We start from the raw sequence: 10956 nt of genomic DNA on the forward strand, positions 1-10956 counted from the left end.
GCATCCGGTTTGCCTGGCATGGCCCGCTCACCCTAGACTGGATTGAGATATCCTTCAATCCATCAATCCACTAGGTTGTCGCGTGCCCACTCAGTTTCCAGGTAGTACCGAGCAGCCCCTTTACGAGATCAAGGCGAACCTGTTCAAGGCGCTCGCCCATCCGGCCCGAATCCGAGTCCTCGAGATCTTGTCGGCCAATGCTCGGCCAACTCCTGTCAGCGAGATCCTCGCCGACACGGAAATCGAGCCCACCCTGTTGTCGCAGCACCTGGCTGTGCTCAAACGCCACCACGTGGTCCGGGCCAAGCGCATCGGCAATGCCGTGATCTACGAGCTGGCCCATCCGAAGGTCTCTGAACTTCTGGTCATCGCCAGGACCTTCCTTGCTGACACGCTCGGTGCTCGACGCGACCAACTCGAGGCACTCAGCTCGCTGCCCCCGTTGGGAACCCTCGAGTGATCGCAGCCGCCGCAGAAAACATCGCCCGACTGCTCCCACATCGCCGCGACTACGCCGACCTGCCCCGCTCATGGCGGCGCGACATCCTTGCCGGCGTCACCGTTGGCGTCGTCGCACTTCCACTGGCGCTGGCATTCGGTATCAGCTCGGGCGTGGGCGCTGCGGCCGGTCTGATCACCGCCGTCGTGGCGGGATTGGTGGCAGCTGTCTTCGGTGGCTCCCACGTGCAGGTGTCTGGGCCCACCGGGGCGATGGCCGTGGTGCTTGCACCGATCGTCGCCCAGCACGGTTTGGGGAGTGTCGCGTTGGTAACCGTGCTCGCCGGGCTACTCGTGGTTGCCGCGGGCGTCACCGGCCTTGGCCGCGCAGTGACGTTCATTCCGTGGCCGGTCATCGAAGGCTTCACGCTTGGAATCGCGGCCATCATTTTCTTGCAGCAGGTTCCTGCCGCATTCGCCCGTGAGGCGCCCGCGGGGCTGAAGACATTGCCAGCAGCCTGGCAGGCGATCAGTCATGCCGACTGGTCTGCCGCCACGAAAAGCCTTGCGGTGGTTGCATTTATCGCGGTGCTGATGGTTGTCCTGCCTCGTGTGCACCGCAGCATCCCCGAGTCGTTGACAGCCGTGGTCGTCGTGACGGTGGCCGTAGTCATGTTCGGCGTTTCGGTTGCCACCATCGGTGAATTGCCGTCGCACCTGCCGAGCCCGGTGCTGCCGCATGTAGACCTCGGCGCGCTGCGGACAGTCGTCGGTGCCGCGGTCGCGATCGCCGCGCTGGCAGCCATCGAATCACTGCTGTCTGCGCGGGTCGCTGCCACCATGGCGGCCACCGGCCCCTATGACCCCGATCGCGAATTGGTCGGGCAGGGCCTGGCATCGATGGCGTCGGGCGCGTTCGGCGGCATGCCCGCGACGGGTGCCATCGCGCGGACCGCTGTCAACGTGCGGTCCGGCGCACGCACCCGCGTTTCGGCAATCGTGCATTCGCTCGTCCTGCTTGCGGTGGTGTATCTGGCGACTGCCCCGGTGTCGGCAATTCCGTTGTGCGCGTTGGCCGGCGTGCTCATGGTGACGTCGTTTCGGATGATCTCGGCGTCGACCATCCGCAAGATACTGTGCTCCACCCGCTCTGATGCTCTGACGTTTGTCCTGACCGCCGTCATCACGGTGTGCTTTGACCTCATCGAAGCCGTGGAGATCGGGCTCGTCGTCGCGGCGTTCTTCGCGCTGCGCAGTGTGGCGCGGCGCAGCAGCGTCGTGCGCGAGCAACTCCCGGGGGCGAGTCGGCCCGGCGACGATCAGATCGCGTTGCTGCGGCTCGACGGCGCGATGTTCTTCGGTGTGGCCGAACGCATCTCGAACGCGATCGTCGACGCCGACCATCCACGAACGTCGGTGGTGATCATCAGGATGTCTCAGCTGGGCATGCTCGATGCCACGGGCGCTCACACACTGGCGCAGATCTGTACCGAACTGGAGGCTCGCGGAATCACGGTGATCATCAAGGGCGTTCGCCGCGAACACATCAACCTCTTGACCAATGTGGGTGTCTTCGAGTCGCTCCGGCACGAGAACCACTTGCTCGACACGCTCGACGACGCGATCAGCCACGCCCGCACGCACGTCGCACACCAGCCGCATTGACCGTCAGGCGCGTCGCACGGGGTCGCGTCCGCTCAGTGCAATGACCCGATCGAGCATCGGCGCGTCATCGGCGACCGGCATCGCCGGTCCGAACAACCCCTCGACGGGACCCTGCTCAGCCGTGGCCGTCACGTGCGGCAGCACCGCCTGCAACGTGGCCGGGTCGACGTCGTAGTCCTGGCCCGTCGCGGCCGCGATGTCCCAGCCGTGGATGACGACCTCGGTGAGCGCGACGATGCCGCCCACCTCGGCAGGAAAGTCGACGCCACCGGCGCGCGTCATGCCCTCCCACGACGCCGGCTCACGCCATGCTGCAGCCAGTTCCGCCAGGCGCTGCGGGTACGCGGTGCGCCAGTCCTCGTCCAGCGGCGCTCCCTCGACCGGCGGGGTGTCCGTGAGCGGGCCGAACTCCTTGCGGGCGGCGGCGGTGAACGCCAACGCCAAGCCACCCACGTGGCCGACGAGGTCTCGCAGGCTCAGCTTCGCGCACGGCGTCGGGCCTGCTAGCTGTTCGTCGGTCAGGTTCTTGAGCGTGTCGGCCGTGCGTGCACAGGCCGGGGCGAAATCGATCATGGGTTATTGACCTCACCGGTGCCAGGAATTAATCGGGTTCGGCGACTACTTTGGAAACACGTGAGATTCGCATTCAAAACTTCCCCGCAGAACACCACTTGGTCGGACATGCTCGCCGTTTGGCAGGCCGCCGACGACATCGACGTTTTCGAGTCCGGCTGGACCTTCGATCACTTCTATCCGATCTTCTCCGACTCGTCAGGTCCCTGCCTGGAGGGCTGGACCACCCTGACGGCGCTCGCGCAGGCCACCAAACGCCTTCGCGTTGGCGTTCTGGTAACCGGCATTCACTACCGCCATCCCGCCGTTCTCGCGAACATGGCTTCGGCGCTCGACATCGTGTCCAACGGCCGGCTCGAGCTCGGCATCGGCGCGGGCTGGAACGAAGAGGAGTCCGGTGCCTACGGCATCGAGCTCGGCAGCATCAAGGAGCGCTTCGATCGGTTCGAGGAGGCCTGTGAAGTGCTGACCAGCCTGCTGAGCAAGGACAGCACGACCTTCGACGGCAAGTTCTACCAGCTCAAGGATGCTCGCAACGAGCCAAAGGGGCCGCAGAAGCCCCATCCCCCGATCTGCATTGGCGGCAGCGGCGAAAAGCGGACGCTGCGCATCACTGCGAAGTACGCCCAGCACTGGAACTTCGTGGGCGGCCCGCCGGAGGAGTTCGCGCGCAAGCGCGACGTGCTCGCCGCGCACTGTGCGGACATCGGCCGCGACCCGAAGGAGATCATGCTGTCCTCGCACATCCGGTTGAGCGACAACCATCTCGAGCACGGCAAGCCGCTCGACTTCGCACACGGGATCGCCGAGGCGGCCGCGCTCGGTGAAGAAGGGCTGGATCTGGCGATCATCTATCTGCCGACGCCGCACACCCCCACGGTTCTCGAACCGCTCGCCGAGGCGATCAGGGATTCAGGCTTGCTCACCAGCAAAGAGAATGGACGGTAACGATAATATAACGGTTAGGCAAACACAGGGTCCGACGCCGTCTCGCCGGCGCAACCACTGGGCTTTAGATTCGCTAGACGCCGTAACGAAGTAGCTCGTCGGCGGTGATCAAGCGCTCTGCCTTGGCGGGGAATTCGCGGCACTTCAGCGGATGACGGAACAATGACCAGGCGATTCGGCTCACCCGAGACCGGGACAGCGGGTTGACGTACACGGCGCTCACTCCTGCGACTTAGCAATAGCTGAACCGGGGGCTTACGTTACCGCAAAACCCTCATCAAGTCATTAGATACCTAGTATCCGGCAAACTGAACTAGGCACGCCGATCAATAATCTGCTGTTTTTGAAGTGACTGGTGTGACAGATGTGACGACGCACAGGAAGCGTCTCAAGCCTGCTGTTCGGGTTTCGCGAACACGTCATTGAGCGTGACGGTGCGCAGATTCCGCGACCTGATCACGTCGACCAACTGGTCGTAAACGTGCGTGACAGGCACATGGTTGAGGTGGCCGATCACGATGGCCTGAGGGTTGAAGTACTTGTTGGCCATCTTGACGATCTCGTCCTCGGGAATGATGTTCTGGTCTTCCAACGACCCCGACCACATCGTCGGCACGAAGTACCCGAGCTCGGCGGCGACGGCGTCGACAACCGGGTTGTGGCTGCCGTACGGCGGCCGAAAGTAGGGCCTGGCGTCGACGCCGTAGTTTCGCAGCAGGAACTGGTGGTTGCGCCGAAGTTGTTCGGCCACTTGGTCTTTGGGTAGCGTCGCCAAGTCGGGATGCGACCAGGTGTGGTTGCCGAGCTGGATCTGGCCCGCCTCAACAAGGGGCCGCAACAGATCCCGGTTGTCGGTCCATGACGCGTACCGGCCGTTGACGAAGTACGTCAGCCGCACGCCGGTGTCCTTGGCGAACTGCGTGTAGGCCCGCACCACATCGCTGTTGACGCCGTCGTCCAGCGTGAGCGCCAGGAGGTCGCCGTCCCCGGGGATGCTGCTCAGCGCCCCGCCACCCGGCAACGGGATTTTGTTCGCCACCACCGGAGGTGCGACGGGCGCCGTCGCCGCCTGGGCGAGCCGTGGCGGCGCGCCGATGGTCCACCGCGCCAGTCCAACTCCGGCCAGGGTGGCCACAGACAGACCCGCAAGGAAATGGCGCCGAGTTAGCTCGGTGCCTGCGTAGGTGATCGGTGTGCGGCCAGTCATCGGGACTACTGTCTCGCGACCCGACGCAAATGCCGCTCATTCCGCTGCGTGTCGCAGCCCTTAGCTACCTAACGCACAGGCTAGCGCTGCGGAACGGCCGTCGGCTTGATCGGCGCAGGAAGCGCCGTCTCCCCCATCAGGTAACGGTCCGCGCCCGCCGCGGCCGCACGCCCTTCGGCGATTGCCCACACGATCAGCGACTGCCCGCGGCCCATGTCGCCCGCGACGAAGACGCCCGGCACGTTGGTGGCGAAATTCGCGTCGCGTGCGACGTTGCCGCGCTCGTTAATTTCTACGCCGAGGTCCGTCAGCAGTCCTTCGCGCTCGGGGCCCACGAAGCCCATCGCCAACAGCACCAGGTCGGCTTCCATCTCGAAGTCGGTGCCGTCGACCTTCTCGAACTTGCCCGCGTTCATCACGACCTCGTGTCCACGCAGTCCGGTGACATGGCCGTCGCTGCCGACGAACTCCTCGGTGTTGACCGAATAGACGCGCTCGCCGCCCTCCTCGTGCGCCGAGGACACCCGGAACATCAGCGGGTACACGGGCCACGGTGTGGAGTCCGCGCGGGTCTCCGGCGGGCGGGGCATGATCTCGAACTGGTGCACACTGGCGCAGCCCTGCCGGTGCACAGTGCCAAGGCAGTCGGCGCCGGTGTCGCCACCGCCGATGATGATGACCTTCTTGTCCTTCGCGTGCAGCGGTGGCAGACCGTTCTCGTCGACGACCGGATCACCGTTTTGCACCCGGTTCGCCCACGGCAGGAACTCCATCGCCTGATGGATACCGTCCAGCTCGCGGCCGGGGATCGGCAGATCGCGCCACGCGGTCGCACCGCCGGCCAGCACCACCGCGTCGAACTCCGACCGCAGCTGCGCGGCAGTGATGTCGACACCGACGTTCACGCCGGCGCGGAAGACGGTGCCCTCGGCCTCCATCTGCGCGAGGCGTCGGTCGATGTGGCGCTTCTCCATCTTGAATTCCGGGATGCCGTAACGCAGTAGGCCGCCGATGCGGTCGTCGCGCTCGAACACCGTCACCTTGTGGCCGGCGCGAGTCAGCTGTTGTGCGGCGGCCAGACCAGCGGGCCCGGATCCGATGACCGCGACGGTCTTGCCGGTCAGCTTGTCGGGCGGCAGGGGGACGACCCAGCCCTGGTCGAAGGCGTTGTCGATGATCTCGACCTCGACCTGCTTGATGGTCACCGGGTCCTGGTTGATGCCGAGCACGCAGGAGCCCTCACACGGGGCCGGGCACAGTCTGCCGGTGAACTCAGGGAAGTTATTGGTGGCGTGCAGCCGCTCGATCGCGTCGCGCCAGCGGTCTGTGCGCACCAGGTCGTTCCACTCCGGGATGAGATTCCCGAGTGGACAACCGTTGTGACAGAACGGGATACCGCAGTCCATGCATCGGGCGGCCTGCTCCTGCAGCACGTCGTGGGAGAAGTCCTCGTAGACCTCTTTCCAGTCCATCAACCGCAACGGGACCGGCCGACGTTGCGGGGTCTCGCGCTTGGTGTACTTGAGGAAGCCCTTGGGATCAGCCATTGGCCGCCGCCGTCATGATCGCCTCGTCGACGTTCGCGCCGTCCCGTTCCGCTTCCGCGATGGCCACGAGCACTCGCTTGAAGTCGCGCGGCATCACCTTGGTGAAGTTCTTCAGTTCGTTCTCCCAATCGGACAGGACACGTTGTCCCACAGCCGAGTCCGTCGCATCGACATGCGCCTGGATCATGTCCTTCAGCCACTGAATGTCGTCGGCGTCCATCTCGTCGAGGTCGACCATCTCGGCGTTGAGGTTCTCACCAAGCTCGCCCGCGGGATCGTAGACGTACGCGACACCGCCCGACATGCCTGCGGCGAAGTTGCGTCCGGTGGGCCCGAGGATGACGACCTTGCCGCCCGTCATGTACTCGCAGCCGTGGTCGCCAACGCCTTCGACGACCGCATGCGCACCGGAGTTACGGACCGCGAACCGTTCGCCCACCACACCGCGCAGGAACACCTGACCGCTGGTGGCGCCGAACAGGATCACGTTGCCTGCGATGATGTTGTCCTCGGCGATGTAGTCGGCGGGCGCGTTGTCCGACGGCCGCACCACAATGCGGCCACCGGAAAGGCCCTTGCCGACATAGTCGTTGGCGTCGCCGTAAACGCGCAGCGTGATGCCCTTCGGCACGAACGCGCCGAAGCTGTTGCCCGCCGACCCCTCGAACGTGATGTCGATGGTGCCGTCCGGCAGTCCTTGTCCGCCATATGCTTTCGTCAACTCGTGGCCCAGCATCGTGCCCACCGTGCGGTTGGTGTTGGCGATCGTGGTGGAGAACCTCACCGGCGTGCCAGAATCGAGGGCCTCGCGGCTCTGCACGATCAGCTGCTGATCCAGCGCCTTGTCAAGGCCGTGGTCCTGGCGCGAGCTGCAGTACAGATCCTGGTTCATGAACGCCGACTCGGGCTCATGCAACACCGGCGTCAGGTCCAGCTTGTAGGCCTTCCAGTGCTCGGCGGCCTTCGTGGTGTCCAGCGAGCCGACCTGACCGACCATCTCGTTGACGGTCCGGAAGCCCAACTGCGCCATCATCTCCCGGACTTCCTCGGCGATGAACATGAAGAAGTTCTCGACGAATTCCGGCTTGCCGGTGAACCGCTGCCGCAGCACCGGGTTCTGGGTGGCCACGCCGACGGGGCAGGTGTCGAGGTGACAGACCCGCATCATGATGCAGCCCGACACCACCAGCGGTGCGGTGGCGAAACCGAACTCCTCGGCACCGAGCAGCGCGGCGACCACCACGTCGCGTCCGGTCTTGAGCTGGCCGTCGACCTGCACGACGATGCGATCGCGTAACCCGTTGAGCAGCAATGTCTGCTGCGTCTCGGCAAGGCCGAGCTCCCACGGCGCGCCCGCGTGCTTCTGCGACGTCAGCGGCGTCGCGCCGGTGCCGCCGTCATGACCGGAGATCAGCACGACGTCGGCGTGTGCCTTGGACACACCCGCAGCCACCGTGCCGACGCCGTTCTCGCTCACCAGCTTCACGTGCACGCGCGCCTGCGGGTTGGCGTTCTTCAGGTCGTGGATCAGCTGCGCCAGATCCTCGATCGAGTAGATGTCGTGGTGCGGCGGCGGGGAGATCAGGCCAACGCCCGGCGTGGAGTGCCGGACCTCGGCCACCCACGGGTACACCTTGTTGCCGGGAAGCTGTCCGCCCTCACCGGGTTTCGCGCCCTGGGCCATCTTGATCTGGATGTCGGTGCAGTTGGTCAGGTAATGGCTGGTGACACCGAAGCGCGCCGAGGCCACCTGCTTGATGGCGCTGCGCCGCCAGTCGCCGTTCTCGTCGTGCTCGAAGCGACGGACATCCTCGCCGCCCTCACCCGAATTCGACCGGCCGCCAAGGCGATTCATCGCGATCGCCAGCGTCTCGTGCGCCTCGGCGGAGATCGAGCCGTAGCTCATCGCTCCGGTCGAGAAGCGCTTGACGATCTCGCTGGCCGGCTCCACCTCGTCCAGCGGCACCGGCGGTCGCACGCCATCCTTGAACTTCAGCAGGCCGCGCAGCGACGCGATCTTCTCGCTCTGGTCGTCGACGAGAGCGGTGTACTCCTTGAAGATCGAGTACTGACCGGTGCGCGTCGAGTGCTGCAGCTTGAATACCGTGTCCGGATTGAACAGGTGGTACTCGCCCTCACGGCGCCACTGGTACTCGCCGCCGACCTCGAGTTCGCGGTGTGCCCACTCGTCGGGTCGGTCGAGGTAGGCCAGCGCGTGGCGGGCCGCCACGTCGTCGGCGATGTCGTCGAGATCGATGCCACCGACCGGACACGTGAGGCCGGTGAAGTACTCGTCGAGCAGCGACTGGCTGACGCCGATGGCCTGGAACAGCTGCGCACCGGTGTAGGAAGCCAGCGTCGAGATGCCCATCTTGGACATCACCTTCAGCACACCCTTGCCCGCGGCCTTGACGTAGTTGGCCTTGGCCTGGTCGCTGGTGATGCCCTTGATCGCGCCGCGATCGATCATGTCCTCGATGGACTCGAACGCCATGTAGGGGTTGATCGCCGCGGCGCCGAAGCCGACGAGGCACGCCATGTGGTGCACCTCGCGAGCGTCGCCCGCCTCGACGACGAGCCCGACCTTGGTGCGGGTGCGGTCGCGAACGAGGTGATGGTGCACGGCCGAAACGCTCAGCAGCGACGGAATCGGCGCCATGGTCTCGTCGGACTCGCGGTCGGAGAGCACGATGATCCGCGCGCCGTCACGAATGGCGGCCGACACCTTGGCCCGGACGTTGTCGAGCGCTTCCCGCAGGCCCTGCCCGCCGCGGTTGACCGGGTACAGGCAGCGGATCACCGCCGCGCGCATGCCGTGTTTGTGCCCGCGGATCTCGTGGTCGGGATCCACGCAGATCAGCTTCGACAGTTCCGCGTTTCGCAGGATCGGGTTCGAGAGCGTGATTTGGCGGCACGACTCCGCCGTCGGATTGAGCAGATCGCCCTCCGGACCGACGGTGCCCGACAGGCTCGTCACCACCTCTTCGCGGATCGCGTCCAGCGGTGGGTTGGTGACCTGTGCGAAGAGCTGCTGAAAATAGTCGTAGAGCGTCCGCGGCCGCTGCGACAGCACCGCAACCGGGGTGTCGGTGCCCATCGAGCCCAGCGCTTCGGCGCCCGTCCGCGCCATCGGCGCGACCAGCAGGTTGAGCTCCTCGTAGGTGTAGCCAAAGATCTGCTGGCGCAACACAACCCGGTGATGGGGCATGCGGACGTAATCGCCTGGCGGCAGCTCTTCGAGATGGAACAGGCCGGCGTCGAGCCATTCCTGGTATGGCTGCTCGGCGGCCAACTCGGCCTTGATCTCCTCGTCGGCGACGATGCGGCCCGCCGACGTGTCGACCAGGAACATGCGCCCGGGCTGCAGCCGCATCTTCTTGACCACGGTGGAGGGGTCGAGGTTCAGCACGCCCGCCTCGGACGCCATCACGACCAGGCCGTCCTCGGTGACCCAAATGCGTGACGGGCGAAGGCCGTTGCGGTCCAGCACCGCCCCGATCACGGTGCCATCGGTGAACGTCATCGACGCCGGGCCGTCCCACGGTTCCATGAGCGACGCGTGGTACTGGTAGAAAGCGCGGCGCGCCGGATCCATCGACTCGTGCCGCTCCCACGCCTCGGGGATCATCATCAACACCGCGTGCGGCAGGCTGCGCCCGCCGAGATGAAGGAGTTCGAGCACCTCGTCGAAGCGTGCGGTATCCGATGCGCCCGGCGTGCAGACCGGGACGATCTTGTCGAGATTGTCGGAACCGAACACATCGGTGTTGATCAGCGCCTCGCGGGCACGCATCCAGTTCTCGTTGCCGGTGACCGTGTTGATTTCACCGTTGTGCGCGATGCGCCGGAACGGGTGGGCCAGCGGCCATGACGGGAACGTGTTCGTCGAGAAGCGCGAGTGCACAATGCCCAGGGCGCTCATCAGCCGATCGTCTTGCAGGTCAAGGTAGAACGCCTTGAGCTGCGGCGTGGTCAGCATGCCCTTGTAGACGAAGGTCTGACCGGAAAGGCTTGGGAAATAAACGGTTTCGCGGCCGGGGCCGTCCTGACCGGGGCCCTTGGTGCCGAGCTCGTGCTCGGCGCGCTTGCGCACGACGTACGCACGGCGCTCCAGATCCATGCCAGAGGCACCGGCGATGAACAGCTGGCGGAACGTCGGCATCGCGTCGCGGGCCAGCGCACCCAGCGACGACTCGTCGGTGGGCACATCGCGCCAGCCCAGCACCTCGAGGCCCTCGGCCTCGACGATCTTCTCGACAGACTCGCAGGCCGCGGCGGCATCCTTGGACGACTGCGGCAGAAACGCGATACCGGTCGCATAGCTGCCGTATTCGGGCAGGTCGAATTCGACCACGGCGCGCAGGAACTCATCGGGAACCTGAAGCAGGATGCCCGCACCGTCCCCGGTGTGCGGTTCAGCGCCCTGAGCACCGCGGTGCTCCAGGTTCACCAGGGCCGTGATGGCCTTGTCGACAATGTCGCGGCTGCGGCGGCCGTGCATGTCGGCCACCATTGCCACGCCACACGCGTCATGCTCGAACGCGGGGTTGTACAGCCCTTGACTGCTGGGCGCCATTC

8 protein-coding genes are annotated in these 10956 nt (G+C 65.5%); 3 read left to right on the top strand and 5 right to left on the bottom strand.

The genetic code is table 11. The features are described 5' to 3' along the window. Nucleotides 1-82 precede the first annotated feature (82 nt). Together J3E61_RS08110 and J3E61_RS08115 are read left to right on the top strand one after the other, a co-directional pair. Nucleotides 83-460, top strand: a complete 378-nt coding sequence (locus J3E61_RS08110; RefSeq protein WP_210083213.1) for a helix-turn-helix transcriptional regulator — start codon at nucleotides 83-85, stop codon at nucleotides 458-460. Continuing rightward, nucleotides 457-2103 carry a SulP family inorganic anion transporter gene (locus tag J3E61_RS08115; RefSeq protein WP_210083214.1) on the top strand — a complete coding sequence of 549 codons (1647 nt, stop codon included), beginning with the start codon at nucleotides 457-459 and terminating at the stop codon, nucleotides 2101-2103. Before J3E61_RS08110 ends, J3E61_RS08115 begins: the two co-directional genes overlap by 4 nt. Before the next feature lie 3 nt (nucleotides 2104-2106). Here J3E61_RS08115 and J3E61_RS08120 read toward each other — a convergent pair whose 3' ends face one another. Next, nucleotides 2107-2676, bottom strand: a complete 570-nt coding sequence (locus J3E61_RS08120; RefSeq protein ID WP_192724716.1) for a TIGR03086 family protein — start codon at nucleotides 2674-2676, stop codon at nucleotides 2107-2109. 60 nt (nucleotides 2677-2736) lie between these two features. On the opposite strand from J3E61_RS08120, the gene J3E61_RS08125 reads away from it, so the two are divergent. Continuing rightward, the gene (locus J3E61_RS08125; RefSeq protein WP_192724717.1) at nucleotides 2737-3624 is read left to right on the top strand and encodes a TIGR03560 family F420-dependent LLM class oxidoreductase; all 888 of its coding nucleotides are present in this window, start codon (nucleotides 2737-2739) and stop codon (nucleotides 3622-3624) included. 73 nt (nucleotides 3625-3697) lie between these two features. Here the strand turns inward: J3E61_RS08125 and J3E61_RS08130 are convergent, their stop codons facing one another. From J3E61_RS08130 to gltB, 4 genes are all read right to left on the bottom strand, one after another. Next, nucleotides 3698-3847 carry a hypothetical protein gene (locus J3E61_RS08130; RefSeq protein ID WP_192725282.1) on the bottom strand — a complete coding sequence of 50 codons (150 nt, stop codon included), beginning with the start codon at nucleotides 3845-3847 and terminating at the stop codon, nucleotides 3698-3700. A 165-nt stretch (nucleotides 3848-4012) separates the two neighbouring features. Continuing rightward, the gene (locus J3E61_RS08135; protein WP_210083215.1) at nucleotides 4013-4831 is read right to left on the bottom strand and encodes a polysaccharide deacetylase family protein; all 819 of its coding nucleotides are present in this window, start codon (nucleotides 4829-4831) and stop codon (nucleotides 4013-4015) included. Between the two features lie 80 nt (nucleotides 4832-4911). Then, entirely contained in the window at nucleotides 4912-6378 is a 1467-nt protein-coding gene (locus J3E61_RS08140; protein WP_192724719.1) for a glutamate synthase small subunit, read from the bottom strand. Further along, nucleotides 6371-10954, bottom strand: a complete 4584-nt coding sequence (gene gltB / locus J3E61_RS08145; RefSeq protein WP_210083216.1) for a glutamate synthase large subunit — start codon at nucleotides 10952-10954, stop codon at nucleotides 6371-6373. The genes J3E61_RS08140 and gltB overlap by 8 nt, the downstream gene beginning before the upstream one ends. Nucleotides 10955-10956: the final 2 nt, after the last annotated feature.

Origin of the sequence: Mycobacterium sp. OAE908 (assembly GCF_017872775.1) — a bacterium.
Classification (GTDB): domain Bacteria; phylum Actinomycetota; class Actinomycetes; order Mycobacteriales; family Mycobacteriaceae; genus Mycobacterium.